At 49.5% G+C, this 19,955-nt stretch carries 21 protein-coding genes; 14 read left to right on the forward strand and 7 right to left on the reverse strand.

What is annotated here, in order from left to right:
- Positions 1–17 precede the first annotated feature (17 nt).
- The 6 genes from VAE48_RS00210 (at position 18) to VAE48_RS00235 (ending at position 4,017) form a co-directional block, all read left to right on the forward strand.
- Positions 18–770, forward strand: coding sequence for a 1-(5-phosphoribosyl)-5-[(5-phosphoribosylamino)methylideneamino] imidazole-4-carboxamide isomerase (locus VAE48_RS00210; protein ID WP_322791293.1), 753 nt, complete (start codon positions 18–20; stop codon positions 768–770).
- Positions 760–1,551 carry an imidazole glycerol phosphate synthase subunit HisF gene (gene hisF / locus VAE48_RS00215; protein ID WP_322791294.1) on the forward strand — a complete coding sequence of 264 codons (792 nt, stop codon included), beginning with the start codon at positions 760–762 and terminating at the stop codon, positions 1,549–1,551. Before VAE48_RS00210 ends, hisF begins: the two co-directional genes overlap by 11 nt.
- A complete protein-coding gene (hisI, locus tag VAE48_RS00220) occupies positions 1,548–1,886 on the forward strand; it encodes a phosphoribosyl-AMP cyclohydrolase (RefSeq protein ID WP_322791295.1) in 339 nt (112 codons plus the stop codon). The genes hisF and hisI overlap by 4 nt, the downstream gene beginning before the upstream one ends.
- Positions 1,886–2,167 (forward strand): phosphoribosyl-ATP diphosphatase, encoded by a 282-nt coding sequence (hisE, locus tag VAE48_RS00225; protein WP_322791296.1) that lies wholly within the window; start codon positions 1,886–1,888, stop codon positions 2,165–2,167. Before hisI ends, hisE begins: the two co-directional genes overlap by 1 nt.
- A gap of 463 nt (positions 2,168–2,630) precedes the next feature.
- Positions 2,631–3,200, forward strand: coding sequence for an SET domain-containing protein (locus tag VAE48_RS00230; RefSeq protein ID WP_322791297.1), 570 nt, complete (start codon positions 2,631–2,633; stop codon positions 3,198–3,200).
- Between the two features lie 22 nt (positions 3,201–3,222).
- On the forward strand, positions 3,223–4,017 hold the full coding sequence (locus VAE48_RS00235; RefSeq protein ID WP_322791298.1) for an SAM-dependent chlorinase/fluorinase: 795 nt from the start codon (positions 3,223–3,225) through the stop codon (positions 4,015–4,017).
- 18 nt (positions 4,018–4,035) lie between these two features.
- On the opposite strand, the gene VAE48_RS00240 is transcribed toward VAE48_RS00235, so the two are convergent.
- Genes VAE48_RS00240 through VAE48_RS00260 form a run of 5 tightly spaced genes read right to left on the reverse strand, consistent with a single transcriptional unit; the run spans position 4,036 to position 9,012 of the window.
- On the reverse strand, positions 4,036–5,409 hold the full coding sequence (locus VAE48_RS00240; RefSeq protein WP_322791299.1) for a M20/M25/M40 family metallo-hydrolase: 1,374 nt from the start codon (positions 5,407–5,409) through the stop codon (positions 4,036–4,038).
- A gap of 26 nt (positions 5,410–5,435) precedes the next feature.
- Positions 5,436–5,975, reverse strand: coding sequence for a VTT domain-containing protein (locus tag VAE48_RS00245; protein ID WP_322791300.1), 540 nt, complete (start codon positions 5,973–5,975; stop codon positions 5,436–5,438).
- Positions 5,972–6,619 carry a uridine kinase gene (gene udk, locus VAE48_RS00250; protein WP_322791301.1) on the reverse strand — a complete coding sequence of 216 codons (648 nt, stop codon included), beginning with the start codon at positions 6,617–6,619 and terminating at the stop codon, positions 5,972–5,974. Before udk ends, VAE48_RS00245 begins: the two co-directional genes overlap by 4 nt.
- A 36-nt stretch (positions 6,620–6,655) precedes the next feature.
- Entirely contained in the window at positions 6,656–7,150 is a 495-nt protein-coding gene (locus VAE48_RS00255) for a YfcE family phosphodiesterase (RefSeq protein ID WP_322791302.1), read from the reverse strand.
- Between the two features lie 5 nt (positions 7,151–7,155).
- Positions 7,156–9,012: an HD domain-containing protein gene (locus VAE48_RS00260; protein ID WP_322791303.1), complete on the reverse strand. Its 1,857-nt coding sequence runs from the start codon at positions 9,010–9,012 to the stop codon at positions 7,156–7,158.
- A gap of 131 nt (positions 9,013–9,143) precedes the next feature.
- Between VAE48_RS00260 and VAE48_RS00265 the strand changes: the two genes are divergently transcribed.
- Entirely contained in the window at positions 9,144–9,719 is a 576-nt protein-coding gene (locus VAE48_RS00265; protein WP_322791304.1) for a hypothetical protein, read from the forward strand.
- A gap of 57 nt (positions 9,720–9,776) precedes the next feature.
- On the opposite strand, the gene VAE48_RS00270 is transcribed toward VAE48_RS00265, so the two are convergent.
- Complete coding sequence (locus tag VAE48_RS00270) at positions 9,777–10,769, reverse strand: aldo/keto reductase (RefSeq protein WP_322791305.1); 993 nt, start codon at positions 10,767–10,769, stop codon at positions 9,777–9,779.
- Between the two features lie 267 nt (positions 10,770–11,036).
- Between VAE48_RS00270 and VAE48_RS00275 the strand changes: the two genes are divergently transcribed.
- The 5 genes from VAE48_RS00275 (at position 11,037) to VAE48_RS00295 (ending at position 16,727) form a co-directional block, all read left to right on the forward strand.
- Positions 11,037–14,306 (forward strand): tetratricopeptide repeat protein, encoded by a 3,270-nt coding sequence (locus VAE48_RS00275; protein ID WP_322791306.1) that lies wholly within the window; start codon positions 11,037–11,039, stop codon positions 14,304–14,306.
- 143 nt (positions 14,307–14,449) lie between these two features.
- Positions 14,450–14,575, forward strand: a complete 126-nt coding sequence (locus tag VAE48_RS00280) for a hypothetical protein (protein ID WP_322791307.1) — start codon at positions 14,450–14,452, stop codon at positions 14,573–14,575.
- 23 nt (positions 14,576–14,598) lie between these two features.
- Positions 14,599–15,186, forward strand: coding sequence for a DUF5317 domain-containing protein (locus tag VAE48_RS00285; protein ID WP_322791308.1), 588 nt, complete (start codon positions 14,599–14,601; stop codon positions 15,184–15,186).
- 2 nt (positions 15,187–15,188) lie between these two features.
- A complete protein-coding gene (locus tag VAE48_RS00290) occupies positions 15,189–15,476 on the forward strand; it encodes a hypothetical protein (RefSeq protein WP_322791309.1) in 288 nt (95 codons plus the stop codon).
- A gap of 93 nt (positions 15,477–15,569) precedes the next feature.
- Entirely contained in the window at positions 15,570–16,727 is a 1,158-nt protein-coding gene (locus VAE48_RS00295; protein ID WP_322791310.1) for an HD-GYP domain-containing protein, read from the forward strand.
- 86 nt (positions 16,728–16,813) lie between these two features.
- On the opposite strand, the gene VAE48_RS00300 is transcribed toward VAE48_RS00295, so the two are convergent.
- Positions 16,814–17,230: a hypothetical protein gene (locus VAE48_RS00300; protein WP_322791311.1), complete on the reverse strand. Its 417-nt coding sequence runs from the start codon at positions 17,228–17,230 to the stop codon at positions 16,814–16,816.
- A gap of 358 nt (positions 17,231–17,588) precedes the next feature.
- On the opposite strand from VAE48_RS00300, the gene VAE48_RS00305 reads away from it, so the two are divergent.
- A complete protein-coding gene (locus VAE48_RS00305; protein WP_322791312.1) occupies positions 17,589–18,755 on the forward strand; it encodes an ABC transporter substrate-binding protein in 1,167 nt (388 codons plus the stop codon).
- A 328-nt stretch (positions 18,756–19,083) separates the two neighbouring features.
- Positions 19,084–19,955, forward strand: an 872-nt coding sequence (locus VAE48_RS00310) for a branched-chain amino acid ABC transporter permease (RefSeq protein WP_416181001.1), incomplete at its 3' end; no start/stop codon positions are given.

Consider the following 19,955-nt stretch of genomic DNA (forward strand, 5'->3'; position numbering starts at 1 on the left):
TTGGTTGGGGTTTGAACATGGAAGATTTCACAATATTTCCAGCGATTGATTTGCGCGGTGGAAAGGTGGTGCGCCTGGAAGAGGGTGACCCTTCCCGCCAAACCGTATTCAGTAATGATCCGGCCGAGGTAGCTGATCGTTTTTTAAAGGCTGGGGCGCGTTGGCTGCATGTCATTAATCTGGACGGAGCTTTTGGTGATACACAACAGGCGAGGCAGAACGAAAGGGCGATTGCCCGCATATTGGAAATAACCTCTTCACTTGAGGCGCACATTCAGGTGGGTGGAGGACTGCGTACGATTGGGGCAATTCGGGATTTGTTAGATTTGGGAGTCCAGCGAGTGATTCTGGGTACACTGGCCGTTGAACAGCCCCAAGCAGTGGCAGATGCAATCCGCCAATGGGGAGCGGATCGAATCGCGGTGAGTGTGGATTTGCGGGCGGGAATAATGCAAACTCATGGCTGGCAGAAAAGCGCGCTTCTGCCGCTTGAAGAGTGGCTTCAAGGACTGGCGGATGAAGGTTTGCGCTGGGTGATGATTACAGATGTCGAACGGGATGGAATGTTGAGCGGTGCAAATCCTCAGATGGCTGATTGGCTGAAGGCGGATTCAAGACTTCGACTGGTACTGGCTGGCGGAGTGAGCCGCAAGGCGGATATTCAGGCAGCCAGAACCGCCGGCCTGGCCGGGGTGATTATTGGGAGAGCCTTGTACACGGGTGAATTGAATTTGTCTGAATTGCTGCGGGAGGTATCCGATGCTGGCTAAACGTATCATCCCCTGTTTGGATATCAAAGACGGCAGGGTGGTGAAAGGAATCAACTTCATCTCCTTGCGCGATGCCGGCGACCCAATCCGGCAGGCCGCTATTTATGACGCGTTGGGCGCAGATGAACTCGTCTTTCTGGATATTCAAGCAACCCCTGCGGGACGCACAACGGTGGTGGATCTGGTGGCGCGTGTTGCTGAAGAAATCCGAATGCCGCTTACGGTGGGGGGCGGCGTGCGCAGTGTTGAGGATATGCGCCGTTTACTGCTGGCCGGCGCGGATAAAATCAGCATTAATTCTGCAGCGGTGCGCAACCCACAAATCCTACGCGAAGGAGCCGACCGTTTTGGCAGTCAGTGTATTGTTCTGGCTGTGGATGTAAGGCGGCGTATGGGGGGTGAGGGAGTCTCGGCAGGCTGGGAAGTGATTGTAGACGGCGGCAGAACACCAACCGGGCTGGACGCGCTGGAGTGGGCACAGCAAGCCGTGGGTTTGGGGGCAGGCGAAATCCTCTTAACCAGTATGGACCGGGATGGGACACGCGCTGGTTATGACATTGAACTGACCCGCACCTTTAGTCAGAACCTGCCGGTGCCGATTATTGCCTCCGGTGGGGCAGGTGAGATGGAACATTTTGCTGAAATTCTGAGTGCAGGCGGGGCGGATGCTGCTCTGGCTGCCACACTGTTCCACGATGGGGTGATTCAAATTCCCGATCTTAAGGCGTATCTGTTTCAAAAGGGTATTCCTGTACGTCTATTGGAGAAAGGAGAAGGATGATGAACCAGGCTGATGAATTGCAATTCGATGAGAAGGGGTTGCTGCCTGCGATTATCCAGGATGCCTTCAGTCAACAGGTGTTGATGCTGGGCTGGATGAGCCGCGAGTCCTACGAGCTGACCCGCAGCACAGGACTGGTGCATTTCTGGTCGCGCAGTCGTCAGCGTTTATGGAAAAAGGGTGAAACATCCGGAAATTTTATGCAGGTGGTGGAAATCATTGCCGATTGTGATCGGGATGCGTTATTGGTAAGGGTGTTGCGAAAAGGGCCGGCCTGTCATACCGGCATGATTACCTGTTTTCATAATCCGGTTGACAAGGAGGATGGAAAATAATGTTGTTTTTAGATGAATTGAGAGAAGTCATAGAAGATCGGCGCAAGAATCCCCGTGTGGGATCTTACACCAGTCAATTATTTGCCAGTGGTGAAGATGAAATTTATAAAAAGATCGGCGAAGAGGCAATTGAAGTCATTCTGGCCGGCAAGGGGCAGGGTAACCGGCGGATCGTAGAGGAAGTCAGTGATTTGCTCTATCATCTGCTGGTGATGTTAACGCTGAAAGGAATCTCACTGGGAGAAATTGAGGCTGAATTACGCCGCCGACATGGTGGATAAGGAAAAAAATATTCCCCATCAAAATTAAATTGAAAAGGAAAAAGTCTTCCATTCGAGCAAATTACGATTATAATTAGGTCAATCCATTGCCCGGTTACAGGCAGACTACATCAGTTTGCACTGACCCGAAAGTTGCCCTGGCAAGGCATGCGTCTGTCCGTTACGCACCTTAAAAATGCTGTAACGAAAAAATCCGGCAGCCAAACGGCGGCTGGATGATTTTTGGCACCGCTTTTCCGGCAAGCGGAACTGCGGAGCCAATTTTTTTGCCTCGACATTGCGCCGCAGATCAGAGTGATCACAGCACTTGCGGTAAGGCGGTCGTTATGGCGTGTTTTTGTGGACGAACCAATGGTTTGTCCGGGACAGGCTCATGGTGAATAACCATGGCAATTTAACCAAAGACCGGGCGTCTCCGGCGAGGTTAACAGTTTAATATTTTTTTTCACTTCAAAGGAGAAAAATGGAGATTCAAACATTTTCATATTGCTCTCCAAAATTGGAGTTGCGTCCCTGTCCTGAAAAGGGGGGATTTGGTCTATTTGCAATCGAGCCGATCAGCGCGGGTGAGTTATTAGCCATGTGGGGCGGGCAAGTTGTTACCGGTGAGCAGTTGCAGTACCTGCCGGTTGACCGTCAGACTCATGGGATTCAAATTCATGAAGACCTGTATCTGGTTCCAGTTACCCATGGTGAACCTGCTGATTACTTCAATCATTCCTGCAATCCGAATTGCGGGTTGGACTCGCCGATTTCGCTGGTGGCGATGCGGGACATTGAGGTAGGCGAAGAGGCTTGCTTTGATTATGCGATGAGCGATTCGTCGGATTACGATGAATTTGAGTGCCACTGCGGCTCACCCACCTGCCGTAAAACCATCACCGGTCGAGACTGGATGATTCCTGAGTTGCAGGAGCGGTATGCTGGTTATTTTTCACCGTATCTCCAGCGACGAATTGAAAAACTGCGTGAAGAAATTCGTCTCAAGGGCAACGGCAGTAAATCCATCAAAAAGACCAACGGAAAAAAATAATTCTTAACCTGAAGGGTTGAGTTTGGCAGTCATTTCGCTCTTAACCGATTTCGGTGATCGGGATGCGTTTGTGGGAATCATGAAAGGGGTGATCTGGAAGATTGCCCCTCAGGTTCAAATTGCCGACCTGACGCATTGGATCGAACCGCAAAATGTAATGCACGGCGCGTTGATACTCGGTCAGTCGTATGCTTACTTTCCGGAAGGCAGCGTGCATGTGGCGGTGGTAGATCCGGGAGTTGGCACCCAACGCAAAGCAATTGCCGCGCGCATCGGCAAGTTTTTCTTTGTTGCTCCGGATAATGGCTTGCTCACCCTGCCTTTGGAACAGTCTGAAAGGCTGGGAGAACCAATTCACGTGGTGGAATTGAACGAACCGCGCTTTTGGCTGCCGGAGGTGAGTAAGTCATTTCATGGGCGGGATATCTTTGCACCCTGTGCTGCCCATCTGGCAACGGGAGTGCCGCTGGATGAAATGGGAAGTCGGCTGGATTCCAGCGCATTGGTGCGTGTAGTCATTCCAAAACCGCAACCGATCAAAGGCGGTTGGCAGGCGCAGATTCTGATGGTGGATGTTTTCGGAAACTTAATCAGCAATCTGACGATGGATGACTTGGGCGGTCAAGCAATCCGCAGTGTACGGATTGCCGGGGTATCCATTGAACAATTCACCCGTACCTTCGGTGAGGCGCCTCCTGGTTCTTTAATCAGCATGTTTGATAGCTCTGGTTATTTGAGCATTTGTGTGGTCAATGGGAATGCCCAAAAGCAGTTGAATGTGCGGATTGGCGAACCTCTGGAAGTGATTACAGGTTAGTGGATAGCCACACTAAATTCAATCCTGTGTTGTTTCCAGCCCAAACTGAACCAGGATGCGGGCGATGTGCTTGGCGCCTTTCAGGTATAAATCCAGGCGGATATTTTCGTTCGGGGCGTGAGCCTGTGAACCGGGATGCCCGATACCTGCGGTAACAATAGGGACGTGCAGCATTTCCATGAAAAGATGGTTGGGGCCGGAACCACCACTCATCGGGATGATTTGCATGGGTCGGCCGTATACCTCAGCGGCTGATTCGACCACCATCTTGACAAAGGGATGGTCAACATCGGTGCGGGCTGGAGCCTCACCGCCCAGATAGGTAATTTGGACATCGCTAAAACCGTGATTGTCCAGATGCTGGCGCAGTTGGTGCAGTACATCTTCAGGCGTCTGATCGGGAACCAGCCGAAAATCCACCTTGGCGCTGGCCCGTGCCGGCAGTACCGTCTTTGAACCGGGACCTTGATAACCGGAAGTTAAACCGCAGATGGTACAGGTGGGCAACATGCTTTCTGCAACCCTCAATTCCACTCCCCCGGTCATGCCTTTCAAGAACTCTTTGATCCCGTAGCGGTTGCGATATTCGTCGGCGGTTTCAGGCATTAATTCAAATAATTCAAGGTCGCGTTTGGAGGGTGGGCGGACTTTATCGTAAAAGCCGGCCAGGAGGATGGTTTCATCAGGCGATTTGAGGGTATTCAATGCCCAAACCAGCCGCCAGGCGGCATTTGGGAAAATTGAACCACCCAGACCGGAATGAACATCCTGATTGGCGGTTTCAACCCGGAGTTCAACATAGCACAACCCCCGTAAACCGAGGTACTGTACTGGCACATCGCGGTGATCCACTCCACCAAACTCCCAGATGCAGGCGTCTGCCTGTAAGTTTGAAGCATGCGCTTCCATGAATGGTTTGAGATTTGGGCTACCGATCTCTTCCTCTCCCTCGACGACGAAGCGGATGTTGCAGGGCAGCTCGCCATACTCGGCAAGGATGGCATCTATTGCAAACAAGCGGCTGAGCAGATGTCCCTTGTCGTCGCTGACGCCGCGCGCAAATAACTTTCCATCCCGCAGCGTGGGCTGAAAGGGAGGCGATTCCCATAATTCCAGGGGTTCGGGCGGTTGCACATCGTAATGATTGTAGAATAAGAGGGTGCGCGGTGATTTGCCCGCCCGAAATGCGGTGACCACCGGCGCGCCAGCGGTGGGGATGATGTGGGTTTCAAACCCCCGTTTTTTGAGCATTTTTTCCACCATGCGGGCGGTATCTTCAATTCCCCAGTTTTGTGCTGATACACTGGGCTGCTCGCAAAATCGGCTCAGTTCGGCGATACTTTCCTCGAGATGTTCTTCCAGATAGCGGTCAATGCTGGTGAGGGTCATCATGCTGCCTCCGTTGGATTGATGGAATGCTAAAACGGGAAAAGGTTCAGGATAAAGGAACCACCGTAGGAAAAAATAAGCATTTTCAATACCTTGCCAATCCATGAAAAAAGCAAAAACTGCCACAATGGCATTTTGAGGATCCCGGCAGTGATTCCGGCTACATCAAAAATGGGATTTGGAACGAACGAAAGCACCAGAATGGTAATGGGACCGTATTTGCGCATCCATCGTTCAAATTTTTCACTCCATTCGGTCTTTTCGACAATTCCCTGCCCGCTAAAACCTGCCAGATACCCGGAAAGTTCCCCCAGGGCTGCGCCACTGCCAGCGGCAACTGCCACCCAAAAGGGATTGAACACCGCCCCCATGGCTGAGGTGAATAAAACACCCGGCAGCGGTAAAATCAACGTTGCGTTTGCCAGCAAAGATACCAGAAAAATTCCGGGATAGCCAAAAGACTCCAGCTCGCGGACTTTTTCACGGTTAATGTAAAGGAAAATGGTCAAACCCACCACAAAAACCAGGGCAAGGATGCGGGCAATTTTGAGGCGGGTTTCTTTATTCATTCGGGGTTGTGTTCTTTATTTTCCAAAAGGGTTTCGATGCGGGAGATGACCATATCCAGTGCTACTGTATTAAAACCCCCTTCGGGAATAATCACATCGGCGTAGCGTTTGGAAGGCTCCACAAAATCCATGTGCATTGGGCGGACGGTGTTGAGGTACTGTCGAATAACCGACTCGGTGGTACGCCCACGTTCGCGGATATCCCGTTCCAGCCGGCGGATGAAGCGCAAATCTGGATCGGTATCCACAAAGATTTTGACATCAAACAATTCTCTGAGTGCAGGTTCGGCAAAAATGAGAATGCCCTCTACCAGAATTACCCGCTGGGGCTCTATATGAATGGTGCGACTGGTGCGGGTGTGGGTGGTAAAGTCATAAACCGGCAATTCAATCGGTTCCCAGTTTTTCAGTTTTCTAATGTGTTCAATCATCAAGGACGTTTCCAGCGAATTGGGATGGTCGAAATTGACCTGTTCACGCTGGGCGGGGGGAAGGTCTTTCAAATCGCGGTAGTAAGCATCGTGAGGGAGATACGCAATCCGGTGGGAACCGACCCGCTTCAGGATTTCGGTTGCAACGGTGGTTTTCCCGGAGCCGGAACCTCCGGCAATGGCAATAACGAGAGAGGAAATTGCAGGTTTCATCTAACCAGATTATAGTCGAAAACCCTTGAGGGCGGGTTAATCCAACAAAACAAATCGCAGTTGCCGGCTGTGAGTGTCCAAAATGCAAAAAGAACGCTCTTCTTTGCGTAAACCACCTAGCGCGCCGGGGTTGATCAGACGGGTATTGCCATGCAGGGTATCTTCGCGGCGGTGTGTATGACCGTGAAAAAGCAGGTCGAATTGCCGACTGTTGAGCAAGGTTTGAAACTGAGAAAAGATGTGACCGTGGGTAACTGCGATACGCAATCCGTCAATTTCGCCCTGAAAGACTGACCCCGCATAGGAATCGGGATTCATTTTCAATAAGGCTTCGCGCATCTCCCCGCTGGTAAAATCGCCATTTCCGAAAGTGAGAATAACCCGAAAAGCCGAGAGGGACGAAAGAGTTTCGGTGGTGGTTACGTCTCCACAGTGGATGATGGTATGAATATCCTCGTCTTCGATCATCTGCAGGGCTTTATACAGGTTCGTCAGGTGATTATGGGTATCGGAAATAATGGCAATTTTCATGAATCTCAGGCAACCTCCAGAGAAGCAATCTCAATATCCGCGTTGAGAAAAGCCAGCCGCAGGGCTTCTTGCTTTTGGGGGGAGAGGTTTTTAATGACCAGCCGTAAGTAAAAACCGCCATCCGGCTGGGTGTCATTGACAGAACGGAGGATGTTACCGCCAGCCTGTGAAACCAGATGGGCAAGACGCGCCAGCACTCCCGGACGATTGGCGTTCCTGGTTCCGCTGATTGAAAATGTCGTCCAGTTCAGGTTTTGTTGGGAAATGCCGGCGTTGATTAAAGCATCAGCAAAATCCAGTTCGCGAATAGCACCCGATCCAACCGAGGCATACAGATCTTCCAGGCTGGAGGCTGCCAGTGTTTCCAACAATATCACAAAGCGCACCGGTTCGAGTGTCTGAACATCCTCAAGGGCAAGGATGCCATGCTGAGCCAGAATTGGTTTGATGATTTGCCGCCCTTTTTCCGCACTCTTTTTTAATGCTTCGGTAACCAGCACAGAGCGGAGCAGGCGGGCGGTGGAATTGTTGGCATAAGCCAGCCATTCTTCAGTGGGAGGCTGGCGAGTGCCATCGGTAATCACTTCAATAACATCTCCAGAATGAACGCGATCCGAAAGACGCACAAGGGCGCCGTTCACTTTGACGGCGCTGATTTTATCGAGCAAAAATTCCTGTTGAATGGAAGCAACCGCATCCAGAACGGTTGAACCTTCGGGGAGGAAACGTGTGCCGCCGGTGGGAGTTAAAATTTCTACCGGGCGGTAGTGGCTGATGTCTTTGCCTTGTTGGATAGCGTACACTACACCCCAATGGTTTTCCCCTTCCATATCCCGAGTGGCAATGGCTACCTCTACTGCCCCTAAATCCGGCAGCCAGGCTGTGATTTGTAAGGCGCGGTACCCATTCTGCGGACAGGCGATGTAATCGTCGAAACGGTTTTGGTCGAGATAGGGTCCCAAGAAGCGGTTGACACGCGGCAATAATTGATAACAGGCGGATTCATCATCTTCATCCACAACCATGCGAAAACTAACGATGTCGTTTACATCGCGAAACGAATTCATGGAAGTTTTGCGGGCGCGCGCCATTCGGCGCAGTTTCTGCCATGACTGCCAGTAGCCGTTGACAGTAATTTCAATTGAACCGCTCAAACCGCTTTTTTCCATGATACCGCCGAGTTGTTCCATCATGGGATTGATGAAGTTCAGGTCAAGGCGGGGATCGGCATCAATAGTAGATTTGACAAAGGTATAAGTTTCCGGTTCAGCGTAAGGAAAGGCGAGATCTTCGATCCAGCGCCGCCAGCGGTAACAGTTAAGCACCCCTGCCAGTTTGCCGTAAGCACGGATGGCTTCAGTGGCTTTCAGTTGCCGTTTGTGGGCGGGCATGTGGTGCAGGGTGAGCAGGTTGTGGCTTTTGTCCGCCAGTTTGACCAGGAACACGCCCGGATCACGGTATTGGGCAATTTTGCGCAGGGTTTCCATTTCCCGCGAGCGTCCATCGCGCGGGGCGCTGATTTTGGTAACTCCATCTACAATATAGGCAATTTCTTCTCCCAGTCGGCCCGGAAAGTGCCGTTTAATCTGTTCCAGGCTCTCTCCCTGATCTTCCACACTGTCATGCAGTAATGCGGCAATCGTCCAGGCTTCATTGGCTACCAGTTTATCTACAAAGGCGGCCACCCAGGCACAATGCGTTTCAAAATAAGGCTCACCGCTCAATCGCAGTTGACCGGCGTGCAGTTCTTTACCCCAGCGGTAGGCTTCGGCGATGGCGGGTGTGCGCGGGATAAAAGCGCCGGGGTTGAACTCATCATCCAGACGGGGGCGAATTTCGTGAACCGGTTTGATATTGACCATGGGATTCCATTTCTTGCCGATAAGCACCAACTTTAATTGAAAATTTATTTTAAGCGCATTCCGTAAAAAGTGACTAAAATTGGGGTGTGGTCAATTCCAATCGTAAACCTGCCTTGAGGAGTAGTCAATTGATGAAAAAGTTGCCCCTTGTTTTCCTGATCTTCAGTATGGTTCTAATTGCCTGTACTGGTCAGAAAGCAACCCCCGAGCCGATTAAGGTTGAATTACCTGAGGGCGTGGTAGATTCGTTGAGCCGTAACCTGAAAGTGGAAGCCGGTCAGATTGAATTCAATAAAATTACTCAGTTAGATTATTCGAACACCTGTCTTGGCATCCCGGCCGTAGATGAGCAATGTGCCGAAATGCTGATTCGGGGCTATCAGGGAATCATCTCGCTGGATGGTGCTCAATACGAGTTTCGCAGTGATCAAACGGGGGAACGCATGCGAATCGTCCCCATCGCGCTGAAGGCGGCTCAATCGGTCCTGGCCAATCGGTTGAATGTTGAACCCGAATTTGTGCGCTGGGTTTCCATTGAAAAAGTGGACTGGCCGGACAGTTGCCTTGGTTTGGAACAACCGGGGATGAACTGCAACATGGTCATTACCCCCGGTTTTCGCATTTTGCTTGAATCGGGTGGGATTGTTTTCGTCTTCCGCACCGATCTCACAGGTAAACAAACTGTGCTGGAAATGTTTAGTGATTGATCTATTAAGTCTTTCCACCCTTCTCCCTGATTATTCAGAAAGAAGGGCGGGGCTGCCTTATCGTGAACCGTATTGATGGGGAGTTCTTTCTTCATTGCGGTCTGTAGCGGGAGGTGGTTCGGGAGTAAGCGCAGAAATTTCAGCGCGCAATTCCGGGGTCATTTCAATTTCCAGGCATTGGAGAAGTTGTTTTAACTGTTCGGAGTTGCGTGCGCCGATGATTGGAGCCGTAACGGCCGGGTGACTGGCTACCCATGCAACCGCCAGCGGAGCCGGTTCAAAGCCGTGTGAACGAGCCAATTCGCTGAACCGTTCAGCAAGTGTGTATAGCAAAGGGTCGCCGTAACGGGTTTGATACATTTTGTTTTCAACAAGGCGGCCGCTGGGCGGTTTTTTATTCACGCCGTATTTACCGCTTAACAGCCCGCCGCCCAGAGGGCTGTAAGGGATAACGGCCAGCTGTTCGGCTTGTGCCATCGGTAAAATTTCAACCTCTGCCTGTCGTTTGGCAAGGTTGTACATCGGCTGAATCACTTCAATGCCGGCCCAGCCATGTTGGTGAGAAATGGCCAGCGCTTTCATGATTTGCCACGCGGCGAAATTGCTGACCGCAGGATATAAGATCTTTCCCTGCTGAACGAGATCATCCAGCGCGCGTAAAGTTTGTTCTAAATCAGTGAGGTCGTCAAAATGATGGATGAAGTAAACATCAATCCAATCGGTATTCAATCGTTTCAGAGATGCTTCAACAGAACGCAGAATGTGACGACGGGATGCCCCGCGGGCGTTAATATCTTCGCCGGTTGGAAAATAGACTTTGCTGGTGATGATCACCTCATCACGGTGACCGTGAATCAATTGCCCTAGAATTTCTTCGGATCTGCCGCCAGTGTATACATTTGCACAATCAAAGAAGTTGATGCCGGCATCCCGACAAAGTTGGTACAGCTGAGCGGAAGTATGCGGGTCTGCATCACCTCCAAAGGACATTGTACCAAAACACAGTGATGAAACCTGTACGCCTGTTTTGCCTAAGACTGTATATCTCATAGTTCATTCCTGAGGATGAAATTACATAGAGGAGTGTGATAATGAATACATATTGTGAATTGCCGGTCTTTTCAGGTAATCATACCATCATCCGAAATTCACAGATATGACGAATGGTGGTATTCTTTGAATGAATTTTTTGTTATGATAATACCGATTCCAGTATCAAAAAAGAGAATAGATTCTTTTAATCCAGTGCGGTCAAGGGTAGAGAGGCAGTTTCTTTGACCCATCGCCGGCAGATAGTTTTCTTTTTTTGAAATCATCATGGTAGAGCTTTCCATACCGGTAATCCGAACCAAGGTCATTCTTCCACGCCGACGAGCGGATATTCTTACGCGGCAACGGTTGATTTCCACTCTGGATGATCTGAGTGATAATCGCCTGATCATTATTGCCGCACCTGCCGGATATGGGAAGACATCCCTCCTGGTTGATTTTGCTCATCAGACCCCAATGCCGGTTGGCTGGCTCTCTCTTGATGCAATGGATGCCGAGCCACAGCGATTTGTTGCCGGCTTTATTGCTGCTCTTCAAGAAGTTTTTCCAAAATTTGGAAAAACCAGCATTCCGGCAATTAACGGTATGCCTCAGGAGCGTCTGAATCTGGAATCGCTGGTTTCTCTGATTGTTAACGATATTTACGAAACCATTGACGAGCACTTTGTTTTGGTGATTGATGACTACCATCTGGTTGAGAATATTCAGGAAATCAATTATTTCATTAACCGTTTCCTGCTTTTGGCGGATGAAAATTGCCATGTGATGATTTCCTCGAGACGGTTGCTCCCGCTGGCCGATATGCCGTTATTAGTAGCCCGCTCCCTGGTTGGCGGCATCAGCTTTGAGGAACTGGCTTTTCAGCCCGAAGAAATCCAGAATTTATACTTGCAAAATTTTGGCATCTCGCTTTCGGAGCAACAGATTGAAGAACTTTCCCGACTGACAGAAGGATGGATTACGGGGTTGATTCTCTCTACACAGGTTGAAAATGGTCAGGTTAAAACTCGTTTTCAGCCGAAAAAAGTTGCTGGTGTAAGCATTTATGATTATCTTGCCCAACAGGTTTTGGATCAACAAAGGGATGAGCTGAAAAAGTTTCTGTACCGGACTTCCCTCTTCGAGGAATTTAATTCGCAAATTTGTGAAGAAGTGCTTGGAAAAGGCTTGAAGGTTCAAGCCAACTGGCAAATTTTGATGGAGGAAGTTCAAAGAAATAACCTGTTTGTCCTTCCAGTAATCGAAGAAGACCGTATCTGGCTGCGGTATCATCATCTCTTTCGTGATTTTCTCCAAAATCGCTTATTCAAAGAATTCCCTGATGAAGCCCGGCGGATTCTTGACCGACTTTCAGAATATTACCAGGAGGTAGGAGAGTGGGAGCGGGCCTATCACATCTACGACCGGGTGGGAAACAAGGAAGCCAAAGCCCGCCTGATTGAACGAGCCGGTGCGATTCTGGTTTCCAAAGGCAGAATTCTGACCCTGCAAAGCTGGATGGAAGATCTGCCCTCCCTGTATATCGAGCGTTCCCCATTGTTGCTGTCCATTCAAGGGGCAGTGCGGGTGATGCTTGGAGATATTCGTGGCGGAATTGAAGCCTTTGACCTCGCGTTGGGGCTTTGCGGTGAGGATGAGAGCACTCTGGTTGCTCATACATTAATCCGGCGTTCTGGCGCGTTCCGTATGCAGGGTGAATATCGTCGTGCACTGGAAGATGCGGATAAAGCCCTTCAAGTCTTAAGTCATCTTCCAGAGGAAAAGCAATTGTTTGCAAGCGCCCTGCATGCCAAAGGAACGGTATTGCACTATTTGGGAAAAATCAATGAATCGTTGACATGGCTTATTCAGGCCAGAGATATCTTCTTTGATTTAGGTGATGAAGAATCGGCTGCCAAAGTTGCCATGGAAATTGCCATGGTCTATCGTTACCTCGGAAATCTGGAACATGCCGAGAAGATCTACAAAGATACCTTATTGTTTTACCAGAACAGTGGTAACGTTATCTGGCAGGCCAATTTATTGAATAACCTGGGCGTTTTGCATTCTCTGGCAGGATTGTACGAAATCGCCATAGAGGAATTGGAAAAAGCCATACAGTATGCCAGAATGGGAGGATACAGCCGCCTGGAAGCGTATGCGTTGACCAGCCTTGGGGATTTGTTCAAGGACGTGGGTGCTTTTGTAGAGGCCGAACAGGCTTATCAAAAAGCCTCGGCATTAATCCAGCAAATCGAAGACCAGTTCCTTCGGTTTTACCTCACGCTGGCAAAGAGCGATTTGCTGCTCGCAAAAGAACAGATTCCCGAAGCGGAAAAAACCTTGCTTTCCGCGTGGCAAACGGCAATGGAGGCGGGTTCACTCTATGAAGAAGCTCTGTGTAAATGGGTATCCGGGAAAATTGCGATAGCCAAAGGGGAGTTTGACATCGCCCGTGACAGTCTCACAGAAGCGGAAAACTATTTCTCAATTGAAAGGCATCATGTGGAAGCCATCCGCTGCCGAATGTTGTTGCTGGTGGTACATGCCCGCGTGGGTAATGAATTGGAGCTGAAGAAACGCATGGAGGAATTGCTGCCGGTAGTGCGGGATGTCAAATTCCATCATTTAATCGGATGCAGTGGTGAACCCCTGGAGCGGATTTTCCAGGGAGACAACGTTTTTTCAGAGGAACTGCGCGTATTATCTGCACCCTATCTGAAGGTGATTCGGCAGCACAACCGACAACTGCCCAATGTTCGTAAACAACTCAGACAGCAATCTCAAGAAGTGCCCGTTTCTCCACCGGAATTGACCATTCTGACTTTTGGAAGGATTCAAGTTTCGCTTGGCGATCACATCATCAGTGGGATGGAGTGGCGTTCTCAAACAGCGCGGGATTTAATGCTGCTTTTAATGCTGCACCCCGAAGGTTTGACCAAGGAACAGATTGGGTTAATTTTCTGGCCGGATATCAGTCCGGCGGAGTTAAAGATTCGATTTAAGAATACCATCTATCGTTTGCGCCACGCAGCCGGGAAAGATGTGGTGGTCTTTGAGGACGACCTTTATTACTTTAACCGCGCAATAGATTACGAAGCCGATTTCGAAACCTTCAATCGCGAAATTCAACTGGCCGGGCTTGCCCGAAAAGCGGAACATGAAATCACCCATTATCGGAGAGCCGTTGAATTGTACAAAGGCGATTTTTTACCGGAAATCAATGAGGAGTGGGTGTTGGGTGAAAGAGAACGTTTGCATCAAAAATTCATGACCGCGCTTAAGCGGTTGGTTGACTTGTATTTGCAAACCTCTCAACCGGTAGAAGCCCTGGTGTTTGCAAATAAATATCTTCAATTTGACGCCGTGAATGAAGAAGTTCATCAAATGATCATGCGCTGTTACGCCAGCATGGGTAATGTGAGAATGGTGGTCAAGCAATATCAGAAATTGAGTTCCCTGCTGGAAAAAGAATTGGGCAGTCAACCCAGCCCGCAAACAGTATCTCTTTACGATTTGCTGACCCGCAATCGCCGCAAAACCGAAGCCGATATCTGAACACATCTTAATAAAATGTTAACCATTCGTTAACATTAAAACACCCAAAAACAGCCTCAAAACCGGTTTACGGAAGCCTCTTTGGAAGCCTACCCCTGATTAAACTGAATTTATCCAAACACAAGAAAAAAGGAGAGGCTGAAATGAAAAAGATCAATTCGCGTGTCGTGTGGTTTGTTTTGACGGTTGCCTTGTTCGTTTTGGGTTCGGGCGCACCGGAGGCCGGTGGCGGCATCATCAACTCCATCATCACTTTCCCGGGTTGGTAATCCTGCGCAAAATTTCTGCTTGAATGATACTCCTTGCAGCGGTCATTGCAGGCCTGACCCTTGGGCTTATTCGAGCAAAAGTCGGCAACCGCCCTTACCGTCCCTTCTCCATGCGCTGGGGTTGGATGGTTCTGGTGGCGCTCATCATCCAGTGGCTTGCTTTTGGGTTTCCCCTCACAAGAGCCATTTACCCGGATGAGGCAGCAAGTATCAGTTTAGTCCTTTCACAATTTATTTTGCTCATTTTTGCATGGTTCAATCGGAAGATTCCCGGTTTCTGGCTGCTGATCACCGGTCTGGTGCTCAATCTATTGGTCATCAGCCTGAACGGCGGCTTTATGCCCATCAGCCCGGAAACTACCCACTGGTTGCGGGGTGACCCTATTTCAGCCGGGTGGGAAGTCGGTGAGCGGTTAGGAACGGGAAAAGATGTTGTGCTCCCGGTTGAACAAACCGAACTCGAATTTCTTTCCGACCGTTTCCGAACACCCGATAACCCGTATTACCGGGTTGCCTTCAGCGCAGGGGATGTATTGATTGCATTTGGAGCATTCTGGTTGTTGTGGTCAGTTGGCGGGCGGTCAGAGCAAAATTCGAGAAAGGAGACTTAGCGATGACACCTACACTTATGGAAACAAGAAAAAGCAATTATCGGGATGTTTCAGAAGAATACGGCCGCATCCTCACCGCAGCGGTAATCAGTGCTCAATTCCGGCAATTACTGCTAAGCAATCCAGCCAAAGCGCTGGCAGCAGGGTTTGGCGGTGAGGCTTTTCAGCTTAGCAGTGAAGACCGTTCTCGTTTGGTTGCCATTCGGGCCACCTCATTGGCAGATTTTGCCTCCCAGTTGAGCGGTTACAACGCAAACCGCTCGGTTCAATCGGCGGTGTGTGGAGATTAAAGGTCGATTCACAAAAAAGGTATGGGGATATCGGAAATCGTTTCCCTGCCCGTACATCGAAGCCTGCGCTTCAGCTCACAAGGAATGGACTCCATGATTACAGGGAATCTTTACTTTGGCGGTGATTTCTTCAACCGCCTCGCAAAATTAAAAACCCCTCTCGTAACAGAGGTTTGGGGTGAGACGGGCGATCTGGCTGCACAATGGCTGCAGGTTGAAGGATCGTCCAGTTTGCTATTTGAAATTGTGGTCAAAGCAGTTGAATTGCTGGAAGTTAAGCATTGTCAGGTGCTGGTTTTATGTGCAGATGGCACTTTCCACCGACAGGCATATTATCAGGCTCAAACCTTGTTAAGCCGCTCCAACGGCGTTTTACGCAATTATCAACGACTCAATCATTTTCTTCAAAGAGTAGCCCTCAGTGATGGGCCTGTGCTGATTGGTTATCGAGATACATATTTAGGGGCAGAAGAACGTCGTTTGTTAAAACTTCAGTCCAATGAAAATCTGGTGCTCATTCCAATGAGGTTGGAAAGCGAACCGGTCGGTATTTTCGGTCTCTCATTTGACAGGTTCCATTCCATTGAACAGCGCTTACCGTTGGCGATGATGTTCTCTGAACAGGCCGCCCAAGCCATTCAGCGGGAAGGTTTGGCACTGACGGAAGAAGAATCGGCAGTTGAAATTGTGCTGGCCTTAGCCAAGGCTCTTGAGTCCAGAGATCTTTCCACCGGTTCGCATTGTCGTAGAGTAACCCGTACTGCAGAGCAGGTAGCCCTGCGCATGGGGTGTACCTTCCGGGAGATCCAGGATATTCGAAGGGCTGCCTTGCTTCATGACATCGGCAAGATTGGAATTCCGGATCAAATCTTACATAAACCCGGTCCACTCTCCGAGCGTGAATGGGCGATTATGCGTCAGCACCCCGAAATTGGGGCGCGCATCTTGAGGCTGGTGCATGGCTTAACTGAGGTTGCCAGACTGGTGTTGGCACATCATGAACATTACGATGGCTCCGGGTATCCCTATGGTTTGAGCGGGGATGCGATCCCTTTGGGCGCGCGTATTCTCACGGTGGTGGATGCTTTTAGTGCAATGACCACTGACCGCATCTATCGGCCGGCTCTATCCTACCGTGATGCAATAGCAGAATTAAAACGATGTGCAGGTACCGATTTTGATCCGCGGGTTGTGGATGTTTTCCTTGAAATGTTGAAGGCAGATTCGGATGGGATGGAAGATGTAGGGTGAAGTCATCCCAATCTTAAGCCGGGTGCCCCGTGCGAAGTGTACAGCGCGACGGGGCACCCAATTTTAATTGATCTTCAGGATCTGCCTTACCCGCTAGAAGCGGCGCGCCGATTAATCAGGCTGATCCGGACTTCTGGCAGGTCGGTGTAAAGCAAATACAGAGCTGACAGAAAAATGCTCAGCAGAGTTAAAAAAACATATGAGGTGTTTAAGCGCACCGAACCGTCAACAAGAATTGAGGCGCGTGGCATGAGCAGCATGAGGCGACTGATGATATTGAAGCCATGAGCAAAGGAAATCAGATACCATGGCCACAGCTGAACTGCCCCACGAAATACCAGTTGAATGGAAGCTACTAACGCCAGAATGGCAAGAAGAAAGGGCAACCACCATTCCTGTGTGGTAGGCGAGTAAGATTCAGGAGGTAACAGTAAGATTGGAAAAAACTGGATAATTAACAAAATAATGACAACATTCGGTTGGGCTAGTTTTTTCCGCAACATAATTCAATTGCTCCAGACATAGAAGTGGAAAAAAAGGATAACTAACAGCTCAATATTACAATTGGTGAGTGCAATTGTCAAGCAATGCTACCAAAAAATGGAGGTAAGTAAACACTTGACATTTTGAGCATGTTTCTCTATTATATGCACTATGCAATTTCAAGCAATATCGAAATTGCTGGTATTGATTAATTCCCTCTTTTTTTATCGTGAATATGCGAGATTTTGCCTTTCGGGAAGGAGGTGGTATTGTTCTACATAAATAGGGATTATCAAAGGCGCAGATTGAGACTGATGCCTGACGGGGGATAAAATTTGAATATGTTCATCAATCATTTGCCAATATATGGAGGAGAAAATGCGTTCCGTAAAATTTTTTAGTTTGTTAATTGTGGCTGCCCTGATCCTGTCAGCCTGCGCGCAGGGAGGCAGCACCGGCGGCCAGCAGAAAGAGCTGAAGGTGGCTATTCTGGCTCCGTTATCCGGCCCAGTGCCGACTTTTGGGGTGTCTACCCGCGATGGGGCTTTGATGGCGATTGATGAATGGAATGCCAAAGGCGGGGTATTGGGGATGAAGATTGTCCCAATCGTTGAGGACAGCCAGTGTACACCCGACCCTGCCGTCAATGCTGCCAACAAAGTGATTGATCAGGATGGGGTCAAGTTCATCATCGGCGAGGTATGCTCCAAAGCATCCATTCCGGTATCCGAGATCGCCAATTCCAAGGGCGTTATCCAAATCAGCCCAACTTCCACGAACGAGCAAGTCACCGTGGATGCCAATGGCAACGTAAAACCATACATCTTCCGCGCCTGCTTCATTGATCCTTTCCAGGGTTATGTGGGCGCCAAATTCGCCATTGATCAGCTGGGTGCCAAGACTGCCTTCGTGATGCTGGATCAGGCCAACGACTATGTTAAGGGTCTGGCAACCGAGTTTTCCAAGAATTTTGAGATGATGGGTGGCAAGGTGGTTGGAACTGAGTCCTACACTTCCACCGATACCGACTTCTCAGTCATTCTTGGTAAGATTGCGGATGCCAAACCGGACGTGGTTTACCTGCCTGACTATTACAACATTGTCAATCTGGTCACCAAACAAGCCAAGGAAAAAGGGATCAACGTGCCCTTCATCGGTGGTGATGGTTGGGACTCGCCGGATCTGGATGTAAATTCTGCTGCAGGCGGCTTCTTCACCAATCACTATTCACCGGATGACCCGCGCCCCGAGGTGGTCAATTTCCTGAAAGCCTACGGCGAAAAGTACAAAGATGAAAGCGGTAATCCCAAAGTTCCAGATGCTTTAGCGGCGCTGGCTTATGATGCTGCCAATGTATTGCTGCAAGCGATCAACGATGCGGGTACGACCGATACGGCTAAAGTGAAGGAAACCCTGGAGAAAATTACCTACAAAGGTGTTTCCGGCACCATCACTTTTGATGCCAACCATAACCCGATCAAATCGGCTGCATTACTGGCGGTCAAACCCGATGGGGTTAAATTCGAAACCATTGTTAACCCCTAGTTATCCAAGTTTCTAACCGAACCATGGAGGGCAGCCTCGAGTTGCCCTCCATCTTTGGTTTGATCCTGTTCCCATTGTTTTTATTGCAAGAAACAGGCATTCCCGATTTGGAGGTGCTCGAACGATGCAACAGTTGAGCGGTTCATCTCAAGCAGCAATTCCTGCGCCAACCAGAAAGAAACGACCACCCCTTGCCTGGGTTGGTCAAGCATTTTTTATTATCCTCGGTATTGTTGTTGCAGCGATTTTGATCAGCAACCTGATCCGCCAGCCAACCCTGTTTGCGCAATTTTTTATCAGCGGGTTGCAATTGGGTTTTGTGTACGCCATGATCGCTCTGGGTTACACCATGGTGTATGGAATTGTCAAACTGATTAATTTTGCCCACGGCGATGTCTTTATGGTAGGTGCTTTTGTATCCTATTTTGCGGTTGCCCGTTTTCGGCTTCATCAATGGCCCCTGGCAGCATTTCCCCAAATTTCACCCGGGCTGGGTGTTGTAATTGGTTCAATTACGGTTATTTTGCTTTCTATGGTAATCTGTTCTGCCTTAGCAGTGACCATAGAACGGGTTGCCTACAAACCCTTGCGAGATGCGCCGCGTATTGCGGCCTTAATCACAGCAATTGGGGTCTCATTTTTCCTGGAATATTTTGGGGCTTTGAATTTTGTTTTTTCACCCCGTTTCATTCCTTATGAACGCCCATTTGAAGTTGTGGCGTGGTATATCAAAGATGGGATTCATCTGATCAGACCAGGGGAAGCGCCGCCTGATGGAGCGATTACCTTCTCAAATATTTTAGTGATTATCATGCTGGCTTCAATTCTTGTGCAAATCTTTTTGCAATTTTTGGTTCGGCGCACAAAAATCGGTATTGCCATGCGAGCTTCCTCATACGATAAACCGGCTGCACGGCTGATGGGCATCAACGTTGATTCGGTAATTTCATTTACCTTTGCCATTGGCGCTGCATTTGCCGGTTTGGGTGGTGTCCTGTATGCGATTGCATACAGTTCAATCTGGACTCAGCTGGGAATTTTACCCGGTTTGAAAGCTTTTGTTGCAGCAGTGTTGGGGGGAATTGGGAGTATCCCCGGTGCATTTGTCGGCGCTTTAATCATGGGGCAGGCGGAAGCGATGACGATGGGGTATATCTCCACCCCGATGCGCGATGCGGTTGCCTTCACCATCTTGATCAT

The sequence above is a fragment of the Bellilinea sp. genome (assembly GCF_034432615.1).
Classification (GTDB): Bacteria; Chloroflexota; Anaerolineae; order Anaerolineales; family Anaerolineaceae; genus Bellilinea.